Here is a 25,090-nt window from a genome sequence, read left to right on the forward strand (position 1 = left end):
CAATCTATCAGTTCATTTCTGTCACTTGGACAGTGGTTTGTAGAAAGCCAATCGAGCTTCGCCTTCATAGTAATAATTGGGATACGTGCCGATGAGTTCAAAACCATTTACTCGAAACATCTTTTGAATAGGCTGGTACTCAGGCAAATCACAGGTGTAGGTTAATAGGTATCTTCCCTCCGCACCACGGGCAAAGCTTTCCAAGGCCTGAAACAAAATTTTGGCAAATCCATGCCTGCGGTACTCTCGGTGAACCGCTAAATAATCCCATAGAAAGCCGCCGGACTGATGTTCATTTTCCTTGCAGCTGGTCACAGCGATAATTTCGCCGGCTTCATTCTCAATAAACCAATGCCGATGGTTGCGCTGCGTTAAGCTAAGAAGGGGAGCATTGCGATAATGCTCCAGCTCTCCCGGTGTATGCCGCTGGTCGTCAAAAGATGCCGAGGACAAATAAAAATTCGTGATGCGCAAGGCATCTTGTTCCGTGGTAAGTTCATGTACTTGCACGCCAGATTCTCCCCTTTTTCATTAGGAAACCGATAAAGTCCCATTCCACTCAGCCGTCGTACCGTGTTGGAAGTATTCATCACAAAGATAGAAATAAAGCTGTGCAGCTTTATCTTGACGGTTCTGTTTAATAACCATTAAGAAAGCTTCCCGCGCATCATAAAATCGTCCTACTTGATAATAAGTCACCGCTTGCTCGAATAAGACTTTGGTCTTGTCTTTCAAGGTACGGATCGTCTCCGGGTCCCCTTGGTACACATCGAACAAATGAAGCGGCTCTTTCACGCCTTCAACTTGAATCAAGCCCAAATTCCGATAATGGAAGCCCGCTGGCTGCTCCAACGATTGCACCACATAATCGGTAATCAGAATGGATGCGCCTAACGGCTCTGTCATTTTCTCCAGTATCGTAGCCACATTGACACCATCGGAAATCACATTGCCTTCCAACCGCTGCTCCTCCCCGATAATGCCTAAGCGAAGCGGCCCTTTGTGCAGGCCTATGCCAAAATCTACAGGTTGATACCCTACCTTGGCACGATGGGAATTGTATATTTCCAGCTCTCTGCGCATTTCAATGCAGGCCAGCAGTGCTTCATCAGCCCGATTGGGAAATAGCGCCATGAAGCCCGCGCCTAGATATTTATTCATAAGCCCCTGATGATTGCGGACATAAGGACCAAAACGCTTAAGAAACGAGTTGACGAAATTGAAATTTTCTTCCGGTGAAAGCTTCTTCGAAATGTGAAAGAAACCACGAATATTGAAAATCAATATGGACATATTTTTTTCAACCTGATCCCCAAGCTCGACATCCAGAATGCTTTCTTTATTCAAGAACCGCAGGAATTGCTGGGGCACGAACCGGTAGTACGACTGACTGAAATTTTCGACTTTCGTGATGTATTCACGAATGCGCGCTGCCATGATATTGACACTATCCCCTAAGTCAGACACTTCATCTCTGGTGTTAATCGTAACGACCGTATCCCAGTTGCCTTTGGCGATTTCACCTACGCTATTGCGCAGCTTGCGAATCGAGGATAGCAGCACATAGGTCATTAGAAACAGGACCAGCAGCAAGCCGATTGAGATAAAAGCAATGTTGCGAATAATGGAGTTTAATACCATTTGGCGATGCCTTAAAATGCCATCCAAGTTTTTGCTCGTTTCAAAAACACCGACAATTTTACCCGACGAATTGTAAATCGGCGCAATGGCATACCGCCACTCGCCCGAGAAATCCTGCCATTGCCCGGTTGCCGGCTTGCCTTCCAGAACGACTTGTTGATTTTCCGGCGTTTGTTGGAAAGGATTAAACATGTGCATGCCGTCATCGTCTTCCAAAATACGATAAATGACCCCATTTTCATATTTGTACACGGCTTTGTAAAAGCCTTGGTTATCATCTTGCTCATTGTTTTCAAAGACCGATTGAATCTTTTTGCGGAAGGAATTATAGATCGTCCCTTTGTAATCAAGCGGAGACGTGAGACTTTGCAATTTATCTCCATCGATCAGGTTTTGGCCATTTCTGGCTAGCAGAATAAGCTCACTGAAGGTTTCTTCTTCCATTTTCTTGGAGAAACTCGTGTAAATAACGGTAGATAGCAGAATCATCGACACGGCAATGACGGGCACCAGAATGAAAATCTGCTTCATCATGAGAGGAAGTCTGCGTTGCAGCAGATTGAAGAAAATAATTTTGATCGCAATCAACAGCAGGATAATTCCGACGATAGCAAGGGACCACAAAATAATAACCTTGGTCTGCATGGCGCTGCTGTACTGAGCCTCAAACAGAGAGGGTGTAATGGTTCCGTCCGGAAGACGGCGATTGATCTGTGTCGGTTCTACGATAATGAGGCTGTCGTCCTCGGCAATACTGCTCGTCGTTGCATCGAATGCAAGCTCAACTCCGCTCGCTTTCACCTTCTCTTCATTCACAAGCCCCTCGATAATGTAGGGCTGCTTGGGATCAAGTCTAGAGATCGTTTTGCTGTTGAAATCGATAAAAATGAGGCGTCCTTGGTTATCCAAATGCATGCTTTCGGGAAAGTTGCGTCGTGTGCGGTCAATGCCCGGCAACGGATATACAAGTTCGGAGCGGCCATCTTGGAAAGCACGATAAATTTCCCCGCTGCGCGTCGAGAAATAAATCTCACCCAGCTTATAGCCATCTGCCTCAGCCACATATTTGTTCTCAGGGAGCTTGACAGTGTAAGCGATTTGGGGCGTAGTGGAGGAGATTTCTTTCACTGGTTGTTTATACAGGGCCAACTGTGTAACTTCATCATTGAAAAAGTACACCATGCCTTCGCGAACCTGTACATTTCGCAAGGAGCCCAGTCTGTACCTTCTTGTCTGCGAATCCGTATACTCTTGCGTAAATAAGCTGCGATCGAACTGCCCGTTCGGCGTATAGCGGACGATCTGCTCTGATTTCACCGCAATGCCGTAAGGATCAAGCAGCGTTCGAATCGTATATAAGTATCCTTGATCGTCAACCGCCATGTCATTAAAACGATACACTTCCCCGTTCTTCCCCAAGTCACTCGTAATGGAGAATTGCAGAACACCTGCGCTGTTCACCTTGTGAATCGTTTTCTTGGCGTTGTCAATGACGAACAAGTTGTTCTGATGATCAGAGATCGCCTTCGATAAGCCGTCGAACGGCATGCTTTTGTGAAAAGGCCATAGTGTAAAGCTGTCCCTGTGCACGCTCAGGTAGCTTCCGGCAGCGCCCAGAAGCAGCAGGACGAGCAGCAATGCCGCAATCGATTTCTTCATCGCTTTTTAATCTCCTCTTAATTAGCAATCTGAATGATTTGGGTTGGCGCATTCCAATCGACTTGTAGGCCCAAGGATTCAGAAATGAATCTTAATGGCACATACGTCTTTCCGGCCAATAGCAGCGCCGGGGCTTCGATCTGAAAAGGCTCGCCATCTATGTAAGCCGTGGCATCGTTGATTCGGCAAGTGATGGTAGCAGAATCTGAGCTGACGGTTACCGTCATGCTTTCCTGCTCCCAATCCACCGCCGCTCCGAACGATTCGGACACCGATCGTATAGGTAAATAGGCCTGCCCGTTTATTATAACAGGCGGAGCGTCGAATTTGATGTAAATATTCGGCGAGAGGACATTTTCTGCGGCAATCGGTTGAATTGCGATTGGTACAAGGCCGCTGCTGGGAACCGAAGCGGAACCCTCACCAGAACCTGGGCCGAGGTCGATGGCTTTGGTGTCCGCCAACCTTGCGGACAGGTCGGCCAGCGCTTCAAGCTCCGCTGCGCTGTACTTCGCCTTCTCCTGCTGCTGCAGCTTCCCGAGCAGCTCGCTGACTTGCTGTTCAAGCAGCGGCTGCACAGCAGCATCGGGCGGCAGCTCAGCCGCCACCTCCTGCACAGCAGCCAGCTGCGCGAACAGCGCATCCTTCTCCATCGACTGCACCGCCTCGTCGACGGCCGCCAGCGAGCGGGTCAGCGTCGCGACCCGCTCGGGGTCCTGCTGCGCTGCGCTAAGCGCAGCTTGGAGCTTCTGCTTCGCCTCTGCGAGCGAAGCAATGCCTGTGGATGCGCCGGTTTGCGCATCCGCGAGCTGCGCCTGCGTCGCCAGCAGCGGCTGCAGCGCAGCTGCTGCCGCGCCCGGCTCGCCGGCGGCGATGGCTTGCTCCAGCTTCATCTGCTGGAGCTCGGCCTGCTCGGCCAGCTGATCCTCGCTGGCCGCATTCCCGGCGGCTGGCTCAGAGCCGCCAGGACTACCGCCGCCGTCCGGCGGTGCGGCGGCTTCCTCGGACAGCGCTGCGATCAGCGCGTCCGGGTTGTTCACAAGCTCCATCTGCTTCAGCGCAGCTGCGGCGTCGCCGTTCAGCAACGCTTCCAGCATCCCGAGCTGGGCTTGTGCATCCTTCAGCTGTACCGCCAAATCGGCGATATCGGTCAGCTTCAAGTCCGTAACGGCTGCGGCTTTCGCCGCTTTCAGCTTGACGATATCCTTCTTTAACGTTTCGATCTCCTGCTGCAATTGCGCAGGCGTTTCTACAGATGCAATAGCACCAGGCTTGGCTATATCAACGGCTACCTTCAAGGCTGCCGCTGCTTCCTTCGAAAGAACGGCCGAGCTGGCAGGATCGCTTAAAGCACTAGAGTCTACGGCAGTATCCAGAGCAATCCACGGGGCTCCCGCTTCCTCGGATTTAAAGTACATGCCTTGCCCTGACTTCGCGATCGTTGCCGAAGCTGCCTGATAGGCCGCAGGGGTCAATGCGTCGAGTTGGATTTTGTAGGCACCGATGATCACAGTCCCTAATCCGGCAGCTTCTGATTCCCCAGCTTCACTCCCTGCTCCCTCAGCAGCCCCGCTTCCAGAACCAGCAGGAGTGCCGTCCCCCGCGCTTTCAGCCGTAAGCTGCCCCGCATTTCCTTTCCCCTCCAAAAGAAACTCATCCAGCTTCTTCCCTTTATGATAAAGAACAACCCTCAGGTTCTCCATTTGGCTAAACTTCAATGTTAGGTTCCGAATTGGCTTCGTAATCTTCATGCGTTTGCCAATCGCCCGACCTTCTTTGGTAAACACGGCATACTCCGTAGCACCAAGCTTCTTATTCACTGTCACGCTGAAATCACTGAGCAAAGGACCAACAGCCGGCTTCAGCTTCCAAGTTCCCACAGGCGCTTTGGGCTTTTGCGGCTTGGCTGCCGCCAGTCCATCATCGAGATTGCGATAGGGCAGAATCCCCTTCTGAAGCGTCTTCTCTACGGCTCCGCCGGTAGCCAGGTCCAGCTTGCCGAGTGCTGTTTTGTAACTAACCTGCACTGAAAGCACTTGTTGATCTGTGGTTCTCACTGCCTCTTTGAACGCCTGAAGCTCATCCGTTTTCATCAAGCTTAGCTTCACTTTTTGGGCTGCCTTGTCCAAATCGATTTTGGCATTGTCACGATCGCGCAGCGCCTGCGCATAGCTCTCTTCCGCGCCTTTTGCTTCCAAAAAGAACTGCCTCACAGCAGTAATTACAGCATTGCGGCTTTCTTTTTCCTGAAGCATCGCCTTATTCTGCTCCATTGTCGCAATCGGCAGGGCGTCCCTCAGATCATCTAAATAACGAAGTCCATCAAACTCCCCTTGAAGCAGTGATTTCGGAATCGGAATGAAACCAAGCAGCATAAAGAAACCTTCCCAATCCTTCTTCACCTGAGCAAGCGTCGTTTCATAGCTGGCTTGGAACAGCTCCATATCCACATCCTGAGATTTGTACAGTCCATCGATTACCTTCATGCGTGCGGGGCCAAATTTAGAGCTGTACAAATCACGAGTTGTATTCAGCTTATGATCCGCTAATCGACGATCCTCTGTATCCTTGAGCAAGCTAAGTGACGAGCTCAGTGCCTTTGCACTATAAATGGGCAGCTGCTTCTGATTCAGATCCGCATAATCCGGTTCAAAGGTGAACTCGACTTTGTTCTCCATATCCATATTCAGCAGCTTGCCAAGCGCCAACCTGGTTGCTTTGGCTGTCAGCTGGCCTTGTTTGTAGTCAGAGGAAGCCTTCTCCAAAGCTTTATCCGCCTTATCCTGCTCCGCCTCATCGGCGAGTGCGAATTGTCGTTTCTTTTTCACCGTATCTACAGCCGTCTTCGCTTCTTCCCATTTCCTCCGGGCCTGATCTTCCGCCGATGCATCCTGAAAAGCGGTTAAATACGCTTTCTGTACATCAATACGCACCCCATTCATGGATTGCCGCAGCGTTTCCTGCGCGATATACAGCTGTTTGCTCGCTTCAGGCACCTTCAAACGGATCGTCAGATCCTGACTCAAATTATGCGGCTTGGCAAAAAGCCCTGAAGCTTTCGCTTCCTCACTCTTGACTGCATGCTGGGCTTGCTCCAGCTCCAGCTTTTTCTTCAAAATTTCCGTCCGCGCATCCCGTAACAAAGGGCTTATTTTCACACCTTGGTCCATCGCTTCCGCCATCGTTAAGGATTTTACTGCTGCAGCTTCCGCTCTGGACCCTGCCGCTAAGAAAGAAGACGCCCCAAGAAGCAGGACAAGCCCCCATTTTGCTCCATTTCCCCTTGCCACGATGAACCCCTCCGCTCCGCACTACTCTTCTCTTTATAGTACAATATCTCTCTAACTCTCGCACTCTCTTTTGGAGAAATTTAGCGAATTCCATCGAATATAGTAATAGATTGCTGGTTATCTGCTTTTCTAGTAGTATGAAAGTAATAGAAACTTGCGAAAAATATGACAACTTCTTAACTAGGAGAAATACATATGGGAAATCTCGTTTGCGGCGGAGCGATGCTGCAATGCTCATTCGGCGCTGCCCCCGGCACCTTAATGGTGCTTCCGGCCAATATGGTCATGACCGCCATGCCGATTGCCAACATTATGGATAACAAGCCCATGGTCAACATCTTGCCGTTTGGCATGTGCAATTCACCGGCGAATCCGATGGTTGCCGCGGCAACTGCGGCTGCGCTTGGCGTTTTAACTCCTATGCCCTGCATACCCGTAACCGCTGCGCCTTGGGCTCCTGGCTCACCGACCGTACTCGTCGCGAATATGCCCGCTCTGAACAATTCCTCCAAATGCATGTGCAACTGGGGCGGCGTCATTCAAATTCAGCAACCTGGCCAAATGACCATACAAGTTCCTTAACTCGCTTAATGAACAACCTCATTAATTATCCCCACTAGGAGTGAACACAGTTGGAGATCCAGCCGATTAAAACCATTGAAAAAGTGCTAAGGCCCGTCGTCGCACCCTTCATCGGCCATGTTATGAAAGCCATCGCAACGATTGGAAGGCTGCCTAAACTAGCGATCATTAAGTTTCAGCAAATCCTCCGGGTTATGCTCCAGACACGCGAAACCTCACTTAAGAATTACGTGCTGGTCGGCTCCTACTACATCTCCAAACGATTGCTTCTGTTCATCACTTTGTTTATTCTCGTGCTTCTCTTCTTTATTTTCATCCGCCCGCCGGCGATTGTGAATAAATGGTTGAACCGCGTGCCTGTTCTTCAGGAGAATTCAACGAAATTAACGAGCTTCTCCGGCAACGGCAAAGTGGTAGGGACAGAAAAGGATGCCCGCTATACGGGGGATTTGGTCGATGGTCTTTACGCCGGGAAAGGCAAGCTTTTCCACAAAAATGGTCAGCTCGCTTATGAAGGTGATTTCGATAAAGGTCAGAAATCGGGCAGCGGCACGCTCTATGACGAGCACGGTACGATGCAGTACAAGGGAGCTTTTGTCGGAGACACCTTTAATGGTGCAGGCACGCAGTATGACCAGAACCAGAAAGTACTCTACATCGGTGAGTTTCAAAATGGCAAATACGGCGGGGCCGGGAAGTTGTTTGCGCCCAGCGGCGATCTCTTGTATGAAGGCGCGTTTAACGGAGGCCTCTACAATGGGGCAGGCAAGCTCTTCTCCTCAGGCGGCATCGCCCTCTATGAAGGTGAATTCGCGGCGGGTCAGTATAACGGAGCTGGCAAGCTTTTTGATCCGAAAGGCCTGCTCATCTATGAAGGCGGCTTTAAAAATGGCAGCTATTCCGGAGATGGCACCGAGTTCTACGCGAATGGCCTGATCAAATACAAAGGCCAGTTCCTTGCAGGCACATACAGCGGAGAAGGCGCCGCGTTCACCGACAAAGGCGTGCCTCGCTTCAAAGGCACGTTCCAGGGCGGCACCCTGAACGGTGCCGGAGAAGGCTATGACGAGTTGGGCAAACTCGTCTACAAGGGCGACTTCAAGGCTGGCGTCTATGACGGCCTTGGTACTTTGTTTGACGCAGATGGCGCGCCGCTGCTGCGGAGCTTTTTTGCAGGCGGCTACGTCAGCCTGCAGAGCTTCCTCGGTTTGTCCAGCAAGAAAGTCGAAGACTTGCTGGGCAAACCTGGGGAGGTGACGCTGCAGGATGCCAGCGTCATGCTTGCGGGCCAGGAGGCGCCCGCAGCTCCCGCGGAGACGGCGGCCGCAGGCGCCGTTGCGGAAGGTTCGGCCGCGGGTCAGGCCGAACCGGCAGCGACAGCAGCCGTCAAGCTGCTGCTGAGCTATCCGGCCTACCAGCTGTCGCTGCTGGTAGAGCCGTCCAAGGGCAATCCGAAGGAGGCCGTTGTCACTTCCCTCAGCATTTGGGGCTCGAAGCCTTTGGCGCTGCTGCAGCCCGTCATCGAGACCGTCAAAAAGCGCGGCGAGCCTAACGAGGCAGGCTACAACGTGATGGAGCTTGCTGCTGGCGCAGGCGCTGACACCTACACGAACAGCTACTACCAAGGTGACTATCTCTTCACCTTGACGCACTTCAACAAAACCAAAGAAGCCCACCTGCTCCAGGTGAGCTCTACCAAATAAAAACAGCTGCGAGGCGTCTCTTTCAGACCTCGCAGCTGTTTTATTTTAGATGGACCGCCGAGACGGCCATTTGGGCTGGCTCGCAGGACGTTCACCACACATCGGCCGCTGAGACCGCGTTTTTCGCAGGCTCACGCCAACTTTGGGCCGATTCGCCTGCTTTTCGCTCGCGAGACTGCCTTTTTGGCTGGCTCGCAGGCCATTCACACACATCGGCCGCTGAGACGGCGTTTTTCGCAGGCTCACGCCAACTTTGGGCCGATTCGCCTGCTTTCCACTCGCGAGACGGCCTTTTTGGCAGGCTCGCAGGACGTTCACCACACATCGGCCGCTGAGACGGCGTTTTTCGCCGGCTCACGCCAACTTTGGGCCGTTTGCCCTGCTTTTCGCTCGCGAGACTGCCTTTTTGGCAGGCTCGCAGGACGTTCACCACACATCGGCCGCTGAGACGGCGTTTTTCGCCGGCTCACGCCAACTTTGGGCCGATTCGCCTGCTTTTCGCTCGCGAGACTGCCTTTTTGGCAGGCTCGCAGGCCATTCACTCCACATCCGCCGCTGAGACGGCGTTTTTCGCCGGCTCACGCCAACTTCGGGCCGATTCGCCTGCTTTTCGCTGACGAGACGGCCTTTTTGGCTGGCTCGCAGGACGTTCTAACTATCCCTCCTCACTCCCACGCCAACCTACTACGGCAAGGCTAACTTGCCCATAATTGTTGACGTTTGAGCGCCTGTCGCCGAAGGCAAATTATTCGGTACGCCGTGAATCCAATCGTTGCCCAGCAGGGCAAACAGAATGGCTTCCTTGGCATCGCCGGAGATGCCCATCTCGTCCGAAGCTAGGACGGCTTGGTCTGGGAGCAGCTCTTGCAGCATACGCATCAGGGTGGCATTGCGCGCCCCGCCGCCGCTCACGATCACTTCCGCAATAGAACACTGCGGGAAGATGAAATCCTTGTACGCGCGTGCGATGGAATGTGCCGTAAACGCTGTTGCTGTAGCGACGATATCTTCATGGACAAGCCCGCGCCCCAAAGCAGCATTAAGCCATGCAGCGGTATACGCTTTGCCGAACAGTTCGCGCCCCGTTGTCTTCGGAGGAAGCTGCGTGAAATAGGGATGCGCCAGCATCTCCTCAAGCAGATCTTTGTTAACTTGCCCACTCGCTGCCCATGCGCCATCTGCATCATAGGTAAGACGACCCTCGGACAGCTCGTAGACCACTTGATCCATGATCATATTCCCTGGACCCGTATCGAAAGCAATCAGATTGCTGGTATCGATTGAGACGGAAGTCGGGAAGTTCGCAGCGGTTACTTCCCTCCCTTGAGCTGGAATCGCGGTACAGTTGCCGATCCCGCCTATGTTTTGAAGTATCCGCCCTTTAGTGGCATCTCTGAACATGATGAAGTCGCCGTAAGGCGCAAGTGGAGCGCCTTGGCCGCCGACAGCCATGTCGGCGGTGCGGAAATCACCTACGACGGGTATTCCGGTCCGTTTGGCGAGAACGGACAAGTCGCCGATCTGCAGCGTCGACTTCGGCAGATAAGGATCTGCCTCATCCGCCACCGGTATGTGCCACACGGTCTGCCCATGGGTGGAGACGAGATCGATCTCCTCCACCTTCATCCCAGCGGCTGCAGCCGTTTTACGAACCGCTTCAGCGAAGCGCTCGGCAATCGCGAAGTTCATGCCGCACAAAAGCGCTGAATTGGAATGCTCGATGGAGCATAACTGCTTCAGCTTCTCCCGGACTTCGTCCTCGTAAGGGAAGCTTTCGAAGTGAAGCAGCCGGACTTTGGCATCGACGCCGCAGCCATCAATACGGACTATGGCTACATCGATGCCGTCAAGAGAAGTGCCTGACATGATGCCGACTACTGTCAGCGATGTTTGGTTCAAAAGAGTACGGAGCATCATCGCCCGTCCCCCCATCTCCAGCCCGCAGGGTAGCTGGTCCCGAGCGAGACCGGCAAGCGGCCTTGCGGAATCAGCTCGCCAAGCAAGCATCTGGCTATGCTTTGCAGCGCCAGCGGGCGGCTTTCGTAAGCGGCAACGAAAGTCGATATGTCCGGCAGCTCCAGCAAGTCATAAGGCACTCGAAGCGCAACGACGACCAGCGGCTTGCCAAGCGCCTGCAGGTCGCGCACCAGCTCGACTTGCGCGGGATGGAATCTTGCGTTGTACGTCCCGATGACGATTTGCTCCACATGCTCCGCGTCAGCAAGAACCGCCTCGCGAAGCTCGCCGACCTTCTGCAGCGGCAGCACGCGGTCGATCACGTCAAGTCCGTGCTCGGTCAGCGCAGCTCCCAAGCTCGCGGGGCCCGCATAGGCTTCGTCGACACCCGACGAAACGGCTGCGGCCACGGTGATCGCGAGCGTTCTCGTCCGGCGCAGCGGCAGCAGCTGCCGCTCGTCCTTGACGAGCGTGATGCTCGCTTCGCTGAGGCGCTGCGCAACTGCGCAGTGCGCCTCCGTTCCAACTTCAGCTGCTTCGCCAAGCTGCGGCCCAAGCACACCGCGCCGCTCCTTGAGCGCGAGCACTCTACTGACAGAAGCGTCAATCTGCGCTTCTGTTAGACGTCCCTCGCTTACGGCTTGCTCAATTGCCGCAATAGCCTCAATCTGAAGGTCGCGTCGGTGGCTGATCAGAATGAGATCAGCACCGGCCTCGACCGCCATAACGCTCGCTGAGACCGTGCCATAATGCTCGGAAATAGCGTGCATTTCCATGCAATCGGTCATGATTACACCCTCGTAGCCAAGTTCCTCACGAAGCAGGCCGGTTAAGACCGATTTGGATAAAGTCACCGGCAATTTCTCTGACTCCAGTGCCGGGAAATAAATGTGCGAAGACATGATCGCATCAACACCATTTTCGATGGCTTGAACAAAAGGCACCAGCTCCACGGAGCGAATGCGTTCTTGGTCATGCTGAATCGTTGGCAAATCCAGATGCGAGTCTACACTCGTGTCCCCATGCCCTGGGAAATGTTTGGCGGTTGCAACGACATTGGCATCTTGAAAGCCCGCTATCGCTTTCTGCCCGAATTCAGCTACGAGCTGGCTGGATTCGCCAAATGAGCGGACACCAATGACAGGATTGTCCGGATTGTTGTTAATATCCAGCACCGGAGCAAAATTCATATTGATCCCCAGGGCCCTTAGCTCTGTTCCAGATACCCATGCAGCTTCATATGCCGCGTGAGATCCATTGTTTAATCTTTCGCTCTCTCCCGCACTCGCATCTGCTCCAGCAGCCAGCGCCATTTGCCCAGGCATTAAAGCGATCCCCTCCGTAATCCGAGCAACCATGCCGCCCTCTTGATCGATCGAAATCCAGAGTGGCGCAACACCGGCATCCATCGCGATCTGCTGCAGCTGGTTGGATAACCCGGCAACTTGCTGGGTATTCGCTACATTACGCGCAAAATAGATGACACCCCCGATGCGGTGTTCGGTAATGAGCGCTTTCAGCTCTTCTGTTACTTCCGTGCCTTCAAAACCGCAGAGCAGCATTTGCCCAATTTTCTCCCGAAGCGTCATTGCTTGAATCTTTTTCATTCTTTATCCCTCTCCCTCATGAGCAAACCTCTACCTGCTGCTATTGCCAAGCCAATCGGCTTTCACTTATTTATTCAAACGGTTTAACGCCATCCATACAGCACCTCTGGCTGCATCCTGTTTGGCCGTCATACAGATTAATTCCGGATAGCTTTCATTCAGTCGATGGACCAAAGCTTGCTGTACAAAAGTGTTCTTAAGCAGCACGCTTCCAGCCATCGCAAGGCATCCTTGGTGCAGAGACAGCTTCTCCACGACGGGAACGGCAAGCTCGAATAAGGCTTGTGCGCTTTTGACCGCAATGCTCAAAGCTGCTTCGTCGCCCTGCGCACAGGCCGTTGACAAGATTGGAGCAAGCGCAGCGATATCCTTCTTGTTGGTTTGCTTGTCATACACAAATCCGACAATTTGCTGCACCGTTGAGATCTGGAGCTGTTCATAGACCAACCCAGTGATCACAGTTCTTGGCAGACGACCATCCTGTGAGCGCACCAAGGCTGCAAGTAGATCCCGGCCAATGCTGTAGCCGCTGCCCTCATCGTCAATCAGGTAGCCATACCCGCCGCTGCGGTGAGCCTCGCCGGCTTCATTTTTGCCATAACAAATAGAACCTGTACCTGCAATAAGAATGATGCCGTGCTCGCTTTCCTGTGCCCCGCAAAGAGCCGTTTCTTGATCGCCCGTAATGAGCAGCTCTCCTTGATATCCGCATGCCCGAACATTGGCTTCAAGCTTAGCGGCAACCATGGGATTGCTGACACCCGCCGCCCCGATGACGACTTGCGCGCAATGCGATAGTCCGCCGCAAACTTGGGCAATCGTATTGAAAATTTCCTGAAAGCTCCTCTGGATGCTTAGCTCGTCTTGTCCATTATAGTTAATGGGCCCAGATGTAAATGTGTGTACCAAGCTGCCATTGTCATCGGCTACATTCACCGCAGTTTTGGTACCGCCGCCATCCAGTCCCGCCACATATCTCTTCATCTGATCACTTCCTTTTTGCCGAAATGCACTTATTCGTATAGGTGATACTGCTTCTTCATCTGGGCAAATTGCCGGCTTTCTTCACGGAATTGCTCCAATAAGCTCGGAACATCGACCGCCGCTTCCCGGTAGTGCTTATCTCCGCCCAATAAATCAATAAAAGGTCTAGATCCCTCTTTGACAGGCGACAGAAAAGCGAATTGCTCGTAGTTGTCCTGAATGGTATACATCAGAGAAATAGCGGTTTCCAAGGGTTGAAAAGCGCGAGCATCCAGCACATGAAGCTGCACGCCGCTGCAAGACTCTCCCTGGAATTTGGAAAAGGTAGGCTTGAAATAGACCGGACGGAAGACGAGCCCTGGCAGCTTCTTGCCATTCATTTCGTCAGCCAGCTTCTGAGCGTCAATGAACGGGGCCCCGACAATTTCAAATGGAACTGTCGTACCTCTGCCTTCCGACATATTGGTGCCTTCGAACAGACAAGTGCCGGGATACAGCAGCGCCGTGTCAAAGCGGGGAATTCCCAGAGATGGCATGACCCAGTGGCGGCCCGTTTCAGGGAAGAGCATCTTCCGCTCCCAACCCTCGCAGCGTACCACATGCAGCTCGCACTGCCAGTTCATTTGGTCATTCGCCATAAGCGCCACCTCGCCGGCAGTCAGACCGTACCGTACGCAAAGCGGATAATTGCCGACAAAGGATTGATAGCCTGGCTTGAGCAGATTGCCTTCAACCGTCACCCCGTCCAGCGGGTTGATGCGGTCCAAAATGACGAACGGCTTCCCTGCTTTTGCACAGTCTTCCAAAGCATACAGCATCGTGTAAATAAAGGTATAATACCGGGTACCCACATCCTGAATATCATAGACGATCATATCGACCTCATCCAGCTGAGCCTGACTTAGCCGCTTGGAATCTTTACGATATAAACTATGCACAGGCACTTGTGTGATCGGGTCCAAATAGGTATCTACCAGGGCACCAGCCGCTTGATCGCCACGAACGCCATGTTCCGGTGAGAATAGGGCTGCGAGGTTGAACTGTTCATGCAAAATCGAGATCGTGGATGCGAAGTTGCGGTCTAATCCAGAAGGCGCCGTTATGAGCCCCAGTCGTTTCCCTTTGAAAAGCTGAGCGTACTGCTGAATACAATCAATGCCGTTAAGGATCATAACAGCTCCTCATTCCTGTTTGATGTAGAAAACCTCTATCGAGGGCGTTCTAGAGAGAGCGGCCGCTTGTAGAGGTTCGTTAGATTTTTATAATTCAGTTTTGAAAACACGCATATTTTCTTCGGGAATCATGAAGGTTTGCGCATATTGCTTCCTAGCTTCAATCCCGCGAACCCGGACTAAATGCTTGTAGTATTCCAGATAAGGGAAAGATTTGCTGCCGGTTACGAACCAATGCAAAGAAACCGCCTTCACCCACAAGTCATATGCTTCTTCTGAAAAATCTACATAAATATAAGGTTTGTAGTCAACAGCATCTTCCCAATTCTCCGCATAATACAGTCTGGATGCAAAATGCGCAGGAAGCTCTCGCTCGAACGAAGACAGACCGGCATAGAACCGAGCGTCGTTCACAATGCGATGCGTTGTCATATGGTCTTTGTGCATGCTGTTTTTGAAATGGGTAATCAGCACATTTGGGCGTACCTGCCGAATCACATCGCAGACGCGGAAGCGCATCTCATCGTTATCCTGGAGTTCGCCATCGGGAATGTCGAAGACGAACGATTCCCCGCCAAGCATTTCGGCAAAACCTTTAGCCTCATTAACTTTCTGCTCGCGGTATTCCATTCTATCTCTGCCAGCGGGAACTCCGCGCTCACCGGCTGTCAGCGCCAAGGTCACGATCCGGTCGCCTTTCAACGAATGGCTTGCCAACAGGCCTCCTGCCGTCAATTCCATATCGCCTACGTGGCCACCGATGGCCAGAATCGTTAACTTTTCTTCACTCATTGTACAAACTCCCTTCTCATGACAGAAAATTGTTTGACGGTTTTAAACCCAGCCTTTTCATAGATGCGAATCGCCGGATTCGTGCTGCCTGTGTAAAGAGACATATAGTCGGTTTCGATTGCCTGAAAAGCTTCACAAAGCTTGAAGAAAAGAATGCTGCCCAGACCATGTCCCTCATGCTCTGGAAGCACGCCGATGCCAGCGAAATAACCTCGGCCGTTCGTTTGGCGAATGACAGGACCTGCAAATCCGATCACTTGATCTTTATATGCAGCAATGACCACTGGCACGCTGTCTGCCACGCATTGCCCGATTTCCTTTTGCCATAGTAAATTATTAAAGCCATTCAGCATTTCTTTCACGCCGAAATGACGCTCCGGGTCAAACAACTCCACCTTGTACCCCTGAGCAGCAGCCTTGTCTTCCTTGGCTCTTATCTCCTGCGGAATGGTGAACCCTGTGAGATTCAAGTACATCGCACATTGCTTGGCCCGTTCCGTGTATCCCTCAGCAAGCAAAAAATCGTATAATCGGCTATCTACCGGTACACCCGGTGCATTATTATGCTCATGCTTGGGCGTATCGGGGATATACCATGGCAATAACATCGGATTAAAGAAGAGAATGTCCGCTTGTTTTTTTCCTGCGTTTTGAAAGCTCATCTCTAAAGCATCTAACATCCGTCTATAGTTTTCATTGGATCTACTCTCACTGGACAGCACAAGACAGGTGATATATCCGGCAACATCTCCCAGAGGAAGGTCAGCGCCCGTACATCCGCAAGCAAAGCCCTGGACTTGATCCGATACCACGAAGACAAATGTTTTGCTTCTGTCAAAATAAGGGTTAGACAAGAAGATAGCTTCGAAGCTTGCCGGCGACAATTCTTTGTAGCCATCTTTCACGGCTTCCTCGTTCCATAAATCAATGACTGACTGCGTATACGCATCATCCCAGGACACAATCATGATCAGGCTGCCTCCTCTAAACGCCTTGTTTTATCCCTTCACCGCTCCTACAGTTACACCCTCCAAGAAGTACTTTTGCAGGCTGAAGAACAGAATGAACATCGGCAGTGCAGAAATGGTTGCTCCCGCCATCATTGGCGCGATAAACGTTGTATTGGCAAATCGGAAGTTTTTCAAGCCGACCTGAATGGTTTGCATATCCATCGTATTTGTGACGAGAAGCGGCCAAAAGAAGGTGTTCCAGCTGTCCATAAAGGTCAGAATCGCCATAACGGCCATGACGGTTTTGGACAAAGGCAGAATAATTCGATAGTAAATTTGGAACTGGTTGCAGCCCTCGATTTTGGCAGATTCGATAATTTCCGTAGGAATACTGCTCATAAATTGTTTAGCTAGAAAAATATTATAGACCGTAACAATACCCGGCATAATTAATGCCGTATACGTATTCTGAAGCTCAAATACATTAACTACCAGAATGTACAAAGGCACTTGCGTTACTTGATAAGGGATCATCATCGAGACTAGCAGCAAACCGAACAGCAAACCTCTTCCTTTAAAACGAAGCTTGGAAAAGGCATAACCGGCCATGCTGGCAAAAATCACGTTGGAAACCGTCACAGTCGCAGCTACGATCAAGGAATTTAAGATCCACCGATACGAATACTCACTGTAATCAAAGAAATACTTAAACGATGCGAATGTAAATTTGCTTGGTAAAATGGAATAGCTCACTGCCCCGGCTTCAACCGGATCACTAAAGGATGAGATCACCATGAAGTAGATAGGAAATATGGTCGCCAAAGCAAAAAGTAGAAGGGCGATAAAAATGATTGAATTTCGAATGGTTTTTACCTTCGGATTCCCTGCGTGATTACTGTATAAAGCCATTATTTATCCCCCTCTCTTAATACTCGACGTCTTTGCCTGCATATTTAAACTGGATTACCGAAATTCCTGCAATGATAACTGCTAGAATCAGGGATTGCGCCGCTGCTTTTCCGAATTCGAAGTACGTGAACGCATTATTGAAAATCAGTAAGCCAACCATCGTTGTTGCATTATTCGGTCCGCCGCCTGTCATCAGATAAGCGTTTTGGAACACTTGGAAGGAACCGATAACTCCGGTCACCAAGAGAAATAAGGTAGCTGGTTTCAAGCTTGGAATCACGATGTACTGCAGCTTTTGAAAAAAGTTCGCACCATCGAGCTCTGCCGCTTCATAATAGGAATCATCAATGCCGAGCAAACCTGCCAAATAGATGATAATGCTTGTGCCATGACTGGATAGCCAGGACATCAGAACTAAGGAGAACATCGCCGTGCTGCTGGAGCCCAGCCAGTTCTGATTGCTGAAACCGAAGAAACGCATGAGTTGGTTGAGAATACCGCCCTCCAGAGGATCGAAGATCCACAGCCATACAACCGACAAAGCTACGCCTGAAGCAACAACAGGCAAATAATACACGGCTTTAAAGAATGACTGCGTTTTCTTCCTAAGCGGCAGAACTAAAACCGCAATAGCCATGGACAGGAGTAAATTGACAGGGACCGTCAACACCGTATAGACGAGCGTATTCCGCATTGCTTTCCAAAACAAAGCGTCTTTTAACGTGTTGGTATAGTTCTCTAATCCTACATAGGTAGAACCTAGCGGCTTATATTTTTGCAAAGAAATGATAAAGGCGCTTACGACTGGATATGCGGTGAACATCGCAAATACGACTAAGGCGACGGCAATAAACGCATAACCCCAAGCTCCTTCTCCTTTAATTGCTTTGAATCTCTTCTTCTTCATCGATCCGGCGATATGAGCCATACTGTCAAACCCCCCTTTCAGAAAACTTGGTTTAAACTAATTCGGATAGTCATGTTTGGTCAACAGGACTATCCGAAAGGCTTACAGCTTCATTTAGTCTTTTACAATTCCGTTATCGCCAAACGCTGCAATGGCAGCTGCTTTAACAGCCTCATACATCGCTTCAGGCGTAACTTCACCGGCAATTAGACCTTGGAATTTAGGAACAATAACTTCTGTTTCCAATTTGATTGCTTTGGCACCAAGATCAGAAGGGATATCAGGACGTGCTGGCGTTGCATTTTTGAGCATGTTTTCAACAGCCGTTACGTTCTCCGGCATTCTGTCGATTTTCATGCTTTCAGCTGCTTTGCGCCCAGTTTGTGTAATGCCAGCAGCAAATAGATCGTTGTTCGTTGTCGCGGCAACTTTACCGCTAGCTAAGAAGTAAGCTGCTTTGACCACATTCGCTTTGTGCTCAGCTGTTGGTTCCTTTTTCCCGCGGAATGTCAAGTATCCATCAACAACAGTTGAGGAAGATGGCTTCGCGCCTTGGAACGTTGGAGCAGGCAATACGATATAATCCACTGGAATGCTGTCTTTCACGGCACTTCCGTCATTTGCTTTGATTTTGGCATTGTTCGTTTTGGCGGAGTTCTCAAACGTTGCAAGACCTTTACCTGTGATCATCGTTTGACCCGTCAAGAACATGTTCCAGCGTTTCCCTGCGTCTACGGAGCTAAGCTCTTTCGGCATGGAACCGTCATCGATCAATGCGCGAAGATCTTTCAGCAAGCCAAGGTAGTTTTTGCTAGTATACGCATATTTCAAATCTTTATTGAAAGCGGCAGGCATCCCGGCATTCTTCGCCATAACGCCCAGATAGTCAATCGCAGCAACACCTTTAACCGCGAACACAAAGCCATAGCGTGTTTTGCCGTTTTCCGTTACAACACCTTTTTTGATCGCTTGACGGAACTCGTCGTAAGTCCAGCCATTTTGCTGTACTTTCTTCCAATCAATGCCGGCTTTCTCAAGGAACTCCCTGTTTCCGCCCAAAGCATGCACTTCCATATAAGCTGGGAATCCGTATAGCCCTTTGCCGTTCTTCATATATTCAAGAGGCGCTTTGTCATAATCGCCAACCATTTCAGGTGTCGCTGTATCTGTAATGTCCATAAGCAGACCTTGCTCAACGTACTTGGAGATGCTTTCAGAACCAGCGAATGCGATATCCGGCGGGCTGCCTGCATTGACCTGCGTATCCAGCTTTTGCTTCACATCTTCCCAGCTCGCTGGTTCGATTTTCAAAGTTAGATTCGGATACTGAGCCGTAAAATCCTTGGAAATTTGCTCGAAATTTTTCTGAAAGTTAGGTGAAACCGGTGGAAGCAGCGCTGTAATGGTATCTTTAGCCGTTGAAGTACTTGCCGATGCAGCTGGCGTCGTAGTACTTGCCGTATTGTTGCTGGATTTATCTCCACAAGCAGTTAAAGCCATAGTTAAAGCGACGACGGATGCTAATACGTGCATTTTTCTTTTCATAAAAAGCATACCTCCCAGTATAGGAACCTTTTTTATAATGCGCTTTTTATACAACTTTGATAAAGGTACTTATTGCTTTTTTTAAGCTTCCGTCACATTGGTTCAAGGCTTGCTCAGCTTCTTGAGCTTCCATGCCGGTTTTGATCATCATAATCGCTAGCTTGCAATTCATCGAAGCTTTTTCCAAATAAGAAATGGCTACGCTGTCTTCTACACCTGTCGCTATCTTGATAATGCGTACGGAACGGTCATACAACTTGATATTGCTTGCCTTCATGTCGACCATGAGGTTGTTGTATGTCTTCCCAAGTTTGACCATCGTACAAGTTGTCAGCATATTGAGAACCAGCTTCTGTGCTGTGCCCGCTTTCAATCGGGTAGATCCCATAATGACTTCCGGCCCAACAACAGGCGCGATACATACATCGCAGACGGCAACTAATTTGGAATCCTTGTTATTCACAACGCCAATCGTTGCAGCCCCAAGCTCCCTTGCCTTCTTCAAGCCTGCAATGACAAACTGTGCGCTTCCGCTGGCTGTAATTCCGATCACAGCATCTTTGTCGGTCACGCCGCATCGTTCAATGAGTGCGACCCCCTCCTCTGCGTTATCCTCAAAGCCTTCAACTGCTGTTCTTAATGCCCCATCGCCTCCGGCAATATGACCTTGCACCAGCATCGGATCAATCCCAAAAGTCGGCGGACATTCAGAAGCATCGAGCACACCGAGTCTGCCAGAGGATCCTGCTCCTACGTAAAACATTCTGCCACCGTTCTTGAGAACCTGATGCAAAATATCAACCGCTTTCATAATCTGCGGTATCTCAGCTGCCACAGCGTTTGGCACCTTTGCATCCTGCTCATTCATCAAACGAAGCATTTGTTCCGTTGTACATTCATCTATCGTCAGCGTATTTTCATTAATCTCTTCCGTAGTCAATCCTGACAGATACTCATCCATAGCCATCCTCCTGTCCTGTTTGTTTGAATTTCATACCTGTATACTAACGAAAAATTTCATCATGGTCAATACATTTTGAAATTTTATTTTATTTTACAATAAAAATTTGATTTTTTATTTTAAATTACAACAAAAAAAGACAATGGCTTTATCTTTCCCTGCCATTGCCTTGTTCATTACCGCCGATGTTTGCTGCTGGCAATAATATCATGCGTTTTGCTCAAATACTTCTTCACATGCTTGTATTCACTGCTGGCAACCCCGGCAAAAAGAATATCAATAACCGTCAGCATCGCAATGCGCGATCCCATGGCCCCGCTCCTGATCGTGAGTTCAGGCGTCGAAATGCTTAAAACAATATTCGCTTTGTCCGCTAACTCGCTTTTGTTATATTTCGTAATCGCGATAATGCAGGCACCGTTCTTTTTGGCGATGTCGAGCGCTTCGAGAATTTCCAGCGTGCTGCCGGAGTTCGAAATAAAGATCGCCACATCACTTTTGCCCAAAAGTGTTGCCGCCGTAAGCTGGCTATGCCCGTCCGTATAGGTATGGCACATCTTGTTAATCCGCGAAAATTTCTGCTCCGCATCAATACCGACCAAGCCGGAAGCGCCGATTCCAAAAAATACGATGCGATTGCTGTCGCACAGCACTTTCACCGCGCGAGCGATTTCGTTTTTATCAATGACACTGAGCGTGTCTTCGATCGATTTGCTATTATTCCGAGAAATATTAGAGATAATAATGGACAAGTCATCTCCAGGCTGGATATCCGTATACTGATCCCGCTGTTCTTCATCCATAGAACCAATGGACGCTGAAATACTCACTATGAAGTTGCGGTACCCTTTGTACCCCATCGTTTTGCAGAAACGGAGCACGGATGCATCGCTGGTCTTCGTTAATTGAGCAAGACTCTTGATCGAAAGATGCGGGATATCTTCTAAATTTTCTAAAATATAATCCGCTACCAGCTTCTCTACCGGTGTTAAGCTATCTTTCATTTCGCGGATTTTAATCAAAATATTATCGTTAATGGACATATGTTTTCCCTACTCATCCTAGAGTTTCAGAGCTGAAATTCACTTTCATCATACGTATAATTTCCAAAAAAAACAAGATGAATATCTAAATTTGACGGAATTTGGCATACTAGTAAATAAATTTTTATTTCAAAATAAAACTATCAAAATAAAATTAAATTCCAAATTATATTGCAGATCTTGAAAATACGGTGCTATAATTATGACATACTTGAGTTAACTAGGAAGGGTGAATACGGGAATGAATTCAACGTTAAAAATAGCCATCATTGGAGCAGGAAGCACTTACACCCCAGAACTGATTGAAGGCATGATTAAGCGAAAAGATGCGCTGCCGATAGCTGAGCTTGTTCTGATGGATATTGATGCAAGGAAGCTGGATATTGTAGGAAAGCTATGTGAACGTATGATCCTTGCTGCGAATATGCCTTGCCGCGTCATTCTTACTGAGAACCTGGATGAAGCGCTGCAAGATGCCAGCTTTGTATTATCACAAATCCGCGTAGGCAAGCTGCCTGCCCGTGTACTCGATGAGACCATTCCATTGAAATATGATTTAATCGGTCAAGAAACATGCGGTATCGGTGGATTTTTCAAAGCTATGCGCACCATTCCCGTTATGCTCCATATTGCCGATCGGATGAAAGCGCTGTGCCCGGATGCTTGGCTCATTAATTTCTCTAATCCTGCCGGCATTATTACCGAAGCCCTGCTGAACCATTCCGATGTGAAAATGCTGGGCTTATGCAACGTTCCTTACAATATGTTCAAAAGCATTCGTGAAACGCTGCACCTAGACCATCCTAATTTCACTTATGTGGGACTTAATCATCTAAGCTGGATTACTGCAATTGAGCAGGACGGCAAAGAATATGTGAAAACTGCCCTTGAAATGGGACTTAACAGCGAAGCGATGAAAAACATCCCTTCCAGCGGCTTTAGCAAAGAGGTCATTCAAATGGTGGGAGCTATCCCTTCTTCTTATATGGAGTATTATTACTTCAAAGAGAAGAAGCTGAAATTGCTGAAAGAAAGTGAATTGACGCGCGGCGAAAAATGCATGCAAATCGAGGAAGAGCTGCTGAACATTTACTTGGACTCCGAATTGCACATCAAACCGGAGCTGCTCTCCACTCGCGGCGGCGCTAACTACTCGGAAGTAGCCATCAGTTTGGTCGATGCTATCTATAACGACAAACAAGAGGTTCATGTCGTTAACCTCCTTAACAAGGGCGCACTGGAATTCATGGAAGACACCGACGCCGTTGAAGTCTGTGCCGTCATTGGGAAAAATGGGGCTGAACCGATCAAAGTGAAAGACTTCAACAACCAACATATCATTGATTACATGCGCATGGTCAAAGCTTATGAGCGCGAAACGGTAGCCGCAGCCGTAAACGGCAGTGAAGATGCTGCAATGCGCGCGCTGTTGATGAACCCGCTTGTTGGCGATTACAATGCTGCCCATCAGTGTTTCAATGAATTGAAGGAAGCTCATAAAGCGTATCTTCCTCAATTTTTCAATGCAGAGAAGTAAAGGCTATGAGTAGAAACTATATCATTGGCGTCGATGGCGGGAATAGCAAAACCGACTACTTCTTGTTTGATACACAAGGGAATTTTATTGATCACATTCATACCAGCACCTGCAGCCATGAGCAGTTCAAGGATGCTTACGTTAGCACTTTCCGCATTATGAACGAGCATATCCAGCATTTACTGACACGTAATCAGTTGTCTATGGCGGATATTGCAGCTGGTGCCTTCGGATTGGCGGGCGCGGACATCCCTTCCCAGAAGGAGCAATTGTGCGAGGTTATTGAGCGCATTGGCTTCACGAACTATGCACTGGACAATGACTCGTTCCTCGGTGTCAAAGCCGGCAGTGCACAAGGTTACGGCATTTGTTCCATCAATGGCTCCGGCACCGTAACCGGAGGGATTTCCCCAAGCGGCAAGCGCCTGCAGGTGGGCGGCGTGGGCAGTGAATTATCCGGCGATGAAGCCGGCGGGTTCTTCCTGGCCCGCAAAGCCCTTCGAGCCGTCTATGATTCTCTCTACCGAATGGGACCGGAAACCGAGCTGAAGAGCCCTGTCATGGAGCTGCTGCAAGTTGACCGCAAAGAGTTGTTCATGGAGTTTGCCCTCGATGGCATGCTGAAGCGAAGCCTTCCCATCACCAAGCTGGTGCAAATTCTATTTGCCTCCGCTGATCAGGGAGATGCCGTAGCTCTAGCGATTCTCGATAATACAGCCAAGCAATTGGCCTATTCCACGGTTGGCTGTATGCACAATCTGGATTTCGGGCAAAACGTCGACATTATCCTAGCAGGCTCTGTCTGGGTTAAAGCCGAAAGTCCTTTGCTGCTGCAAACCTATAAGGACTATGTGACTCGCATGACCGATCATACTTGTCAGTTCATTATTCTCCAAGTCCCGCCAGCTACGGGCGCAGTTCTTTGGGCGCTTGAGCTTGCTCACGGCGGTCCAGTGGATGCTGCGACTCGCGGGAAAGCAATTGAGGCTGTGGAGCTTCGGATTTCTTAGATGGTATGAGAGCATAGACGCACTCGAGGCAATCTGCCAGCTTCGGCGAGATTTCGCGAGATACCAGCAGATTCCAGCCAGCCACAGCCCTCCGTCAAGCTAAAACCTGCGAAAGTGCAGGCTTTTTCGATCAAATCAAGTGAAAATGCCAGAAAGCCTGCAATTATGCAGGCTTTTTGAGCTTTTCCTTCCTAGATTCGGAAAAAGGTCTCCAAAAGATGCATAATCGCAGGCTTTTCACGATTTTGCTGATTCTGAGGACGAAAAGGATGCATATTCGCAGGAATTTGCGAAAAATCGCGGCATAGACGCTCCCGAGGCATCTGCCGGCTTCGGCGAGATTCCAGTGAGATTCCAGCGAGATTCCAACCAGCTAGTCAGCCACAGCCCCCACGCTGAAAGCCTGCGAAAGTGCAGGCATTTTCGGCCATATCGGGTGAGAATAGCAGAAAGCCTGCGATTATGCAGGCTTTTTGAGCTTTTCCTTCCTGGATTCGGGAAAAGGTCTCCAAAAGATGCATAATCGCAGGCTTTTCACGATTTTGCTGATTCTGAGGACGAAAAGGATGCATATTCGCAGGAATTTGCTAAAAATCGCGGCATAGACGCTCCCAAGGCATCTGCCGGCATCGGCGAGAGCGAGATTCCAACCAGCCACACCCTCACGTCGAATGCCTGCAAAAGTGCAGGCTTCTTCGATCAAATCAAGAGAAAATGCCAGAAAGCCTGCGATTATCAGGCTGTTGAGAAAATACTTGAACTTTACCAATTCACCGCGTTACTATGAATATAGAGCTATAAAGCCTATTTCATCGAAAGCGCGGTGTTTTTATGCTTTTTAC

18 protein-coding genes are annotated in these 25,090 nt (G+C 49.8%); 4 read left to right on the forward strand and 14 right to left on the reverse strand.

Going from position 1 to position 25,090, the window contains the following annotated elements; all coding sequences use genetic code 11:
* Positions 1–21 precede the first annotated feature (21 nt).
* The 3 genes from HQN90_RS27960 to HQN90_RS39725 are packed head-to-tail and all read right to left on the reverse strand — an operon-like array spanning position 22 to position 6,590.
* Positions 22–510: a GNAT family N-acetyltransferase gene (locus HQN90_RS27960; protein ID WP_173224995.1), complete on the reverse strand. Its 489-nt coding sequence runs from the start codon at positions 508–510 to the stop codon at positions 22–24.
* Between the two features lie 21 nt (positions 511–531).
* Positions 532–3,300, reverse strand: coding sequence for an adenylate/guanylate cyclase domain-containing protein (locus HQN90_RS27965; protein ID WP_173224998.1), 2,769 nt, complete (start codon positions 3,298–3,300; stop codon positions 532–534).
* Between the two features lie 17 nt (positions 3,301–3,317).
* Entirely contained in the window at positions 3,318–6,590 is a 3,273-nt protein-coding gene (locus HQN90_RS39725; protein WP_173225001.1) for a stalk domain-containing protein, read from the reverse strand.
* 195 nt (positions 6,591–6,785) lie between these two features.
* On the opposite strand from HQN90_RS39725, the gene HQN90_RS27975 reads away from it, so the two are divergent.
* A complete protein-coding gene (locus HQN90_RS27975) occupies positions 6,786–7,172 on the forward strand; it encodes a DUF4280 domain-containing protein (RefSeq protein WP_173225003.1) in 387 nt (128 codons plus the stop codon).
* A gap of 50 nt (positions 7,173–7,222) precedes the next feature.
* Positions 7,223–8,875: an MORN repeat-containing protein gene (locus HQN90_RS27980; RefSeq protein WP_173225005.1), complete on the forward strand. Its 1,653-nt coding sequence runs from the start codon at positions 7,223–7,225 to the stop codon at positions 8,873–8,875.
* A 684-nt stretch (positions 8,876–9,559) separates the two neighbouring features.
* On the opposite strand, the gene HQN90_RS27985 is transcribed toward HQN90_RS27980, so the two are convergent.
* The 11 genes from HQN90_RS27985 to HQN90_RS28035 all read right to left on the reverse strand — a co-directional run bounded on the left by HQN90_RS27985 (position 9,560) and on the right by HQN90_RS28035 (position 21,701).
* Positions 9,560–10,789, reverse strand: a complete 1,230-nt coding sequence (locus tag HQN90_RS27985) for an anhydro-N-acetylmuramic acid kinase (RefSeq protein ID WP_420851091.1) — start codon at positions 10,787–10,789, stop codon at positions 9,560–9,562.
* Complete coding sequence (gene nagZ, locus HQN90_RS27990) at positions 10,789–12,438, reverse strand: beta-N-acetylhexosaminidase (protein WP_173225011.1); 1,650 nt, start codon at positions 12,436–12,438, stop codon at positions 10,789–10,791. The genes HQN90_RS27985 and nagZ overlap by 1 nt, the downstream gene beginning before the upstream one ends.
* A gap of 66 nt (positions 12,439–12,504) precedes the next feature.
* Positions 12,505–13,422, reverse strand: a complete 918-nt coding sequence (locus HQN90_RS27995) for an N-acetylglucosamine kinase (RefSeq protein WP_173225014.1) — start codon at positions 13,420–13,422, stop codon at positions 12,505–12,507.
* A gap of 29 nt (positions 13,423–13,451) precedes the next feature.
* Positions 13,452–14,594 (reverse strand): exo-beta-N-acetylmuramidase NamZ family protein, encoded by a 1,143-nt coding sequence (locus tag HQN90_RS28000; RefSeq protein WP_173225017.1) that lies wholly within the window; start codon positions 14,592–14,594, stop codon positions 13,452–13,454.
* 87 nt (positions 14,595–14,681) lie between these two features.
* Positions 14,682–15,386: a PIG-L deacetylase family protein gene (locus HQN90_RS28005; RefSeq protein ID WP_079410588.1), complete on the reverse strand. Its 705-nt coding sequence runs from the start codon at positions 15,384–15,386 to the stop codon at positions 14,682–14,684.
* A complete protein-coding gene (locus HQN90_RS28010; protein WP_173225020.1) occupies positions 15,383–16,354 on the reverse strand; it encodes a GNAT family N-acetyltransferase in 972 nt (323 codons plus the stop codon). The genes HQN90_RS28005 and HQN90_RS28010 overlap by 4 nt, the downstream gene beginning before the upstream one ends.
* A 30-nt stretch (positions 16,355–16,384) precedes the next feature.
* Positions 16,385–17,245, reverse strand: a complete 861-nt coding sequence (locus HQN90_RS28015) for a carbohydrate ABC transporter permease (protein ID WP_079410583.1) — start codon at positions 17,243–17,245, stop codon at positions 16,385–16,387.
* A gap of 16 nt (positions 17,246–17,261) precedes the next feature.
* Positions 17,262–18,173: a carbohydrate ABC transporter permease gene (locus HQN90_RS28020; RefSeq protein ID WP_173225023.1), complete on the reverse strand. Its 912-nt coding sequence runs from the start codon at positions 18,171–18,173 to the stop codon at positions 17,262–17,264.
* A 93-nt stretch (positions 18,174–18,266) separates the two neighbouring features.
* A complete protein-coding gene (locus tag HQN90_RS28025) occupies positions 18,267–19,697 on the reverse strand; it encodes an ABC transporter substrate-binding protein (RefSeq protein ID WP_173225026.1) in 1,431 nt (476 codons plus the stop codon).
* A 46-nt stretch (positions 19,698–19,743) separates the two neighbouring features.
* Positions 19,744–20,658: an N-acetylmuramic acid 6-phosphate etherase gene (gene murQ, locus HQN90_RS28030; protein WP_173225029.1), complete on the reverse strand. Its 915-nt coding sequence runs from the start codon at positions 20,656–20,658 to the stop codon at positions 19,744–19,746.
* A 176-nt stretch (positions 20,659–20,834) separates the two neighbouring features.
* Complete coding sequence (locus HQN90_RS28035; RefSeq protein ID WP_173225032.1) at positions 20,835–21,701, reverse strand: MurR/RpiR family transcriptional regulator; 867 nt, start codon at positions 21,699–21,701, stop codon at positions 20,835–20,837.
* Between the two features lie 241 nt (positions 21,702–21,942).
* Between HQN90_RS28035 and HQN90_RS28040 the strand changes: the two genes are divergently transcribed.
* Both HQN90_RS28040 and HQN90_RS28045 read left to right on the forward strand, forming a co-directional pair.
* Positions 21,943–23,238, forward strand: coding sequence for a 6-phospho-beta-glucosidase (locus tag HQN90_RS28040; protein ID WP_173225035.1), 1,296 nt, complete (start codon positions 21,943–21,945; stop codon positions 23,236–23,238).
* 5 nt (positions 23,239–23,243) lie between these two features.
* Positions 23,244–24,248: an N-acetylglucosamine kinase gene (locus tag HQN90_RS28045; RefSeq protein WP_173225038.1), complete on the forward strand. Its 1,005-nt coding sequence runs from the start codon at positions 23,244–23,246 to the stop codon at positions 24,246–24,248.
* Positions 24,249–25,090: the final 842 nt, after the last annotated feature.

Source organism: Paenibacillus alba, from assembly GCF_013204855.1.
GTDB lineage: Bacteria > Bacillota > Bacilli > Paenibacillales > NBRC-103111 > Paenibacillus_E > Paenibacillus_E alba.

What these genes read in the sequence shown, in the direction of transcription:
- HQN90_RS27965 (WP_173224998.1), bottom strand. Translation starts at nt 3,300, where the DNA reads ATGAAGAAATCGATTGCGGCATTGCTGCTCGTCCTGCTGCTTCTGGGC.
- HQN90_RS27975 (WP_173225003.1), top strand. Translation starts at nt 6,786, where the DNA reads ATGGGAAATCTCGTTTGCGGCGGAGCGATGCTGCAATGCTCATTCGGC.
- HQN90_RS27985 (WP_420851091.1), bottom strand. Translation starts at nt 10,789, where the DNA reads ATGCTCCGTACTCTTTTGAACCAAACATCGCTGACAGTAGTCGGCATC.
- nagZ (WP_173225011.1), bottom strand. Translation starts at nt 12,438, where the DNA reads ATGAAAAAGATTCAAGCAATGACGCTTCGGGAGAAAATTGGGCAAATG.
- HQN90_RS27995 (WP_173225014.1), bottom strand. Translation starts at nt 13,422, where the DNA reads ATGAAGAGATATGTGGCGGGACTGGATGGCGGCGGTACCAAAACTGCG.
- HQN90_RS28000 (WP_173225017.1), bottom strand. Translation starts at nt 14,594, where the DNA reads ATGATCCTTAACGGCATTGATTGTATTCAGCAGTACGCTCAGCTTTTC.
- HQN90_RS28005 (WP_079410588.1), bottom strand. Translation starts at nt 15,386, where the DNA reads ATGAGTGAAGAAAAGTTAACGATTCTGGCCATCGGTGGCCACGTAGGC.
- HQN90_RS28010 (WP_173225020.1), bottom strand. Translation starts at nt 16,354, where the DNA reads ATGATTGTGTCCTGGGATGATGCGTATACGCAGTCAGTCATTGATTTA.
- HQN90_RS28015 (WP_079410583.1), bottom strand. Translation starts at nt 17,245, where the DNA reads ATGGCTTTATACAGTAATCACGCAGGGAATCCGAAGGTAAAAACCATT.
- HQN90_RS28020 (WP_173225023.1), bottom strand. Translation starts at nt 18,173, where the DNA reads ATGGCTCATATCGCCGGATCGATGAAGAAGAAGAGATTCAAAGCAATT.
- HQN90_RS28025 (WP_173225026.1), bottom strand. Translation starts at nt 19,697, where the DNA reads ATGAAAAGAAAAATGCACGTATTAGCATCCGTCGTCGCTTTAACTATG.
- murQ (WP_173225029.1), bottom strand. Translation starts at nt 20,658, where the DNA reads ATGGATGAGTATCTGTCAGGATTGACTACGGAAGAGATTAATGAAAAT.
- HQN90_RS28035 (WP_173225032.1), bottom strand. Translation starts at nt 21,701, where the DNA reads ATGTCCATTAACGATAATATTTTGATTAAAATCCGCGAAATGAAAGAT.
- HQN90_RS28040 (WP_173225035.1), top strand. Translation starts at nt 21,943, where the DNA reads ATGAATTCAACGTTAAAAATAGCCATCATTGGAGCAGGAAGCACTTAC.
- HQN90_RS28045 (WP_173225038.1), top strand. Translation starts at nt 23,244, where the DNA reads ATGAGTAGAAACTATATCATTGGCGTCGATGGCGGGAATAGCAAAACC.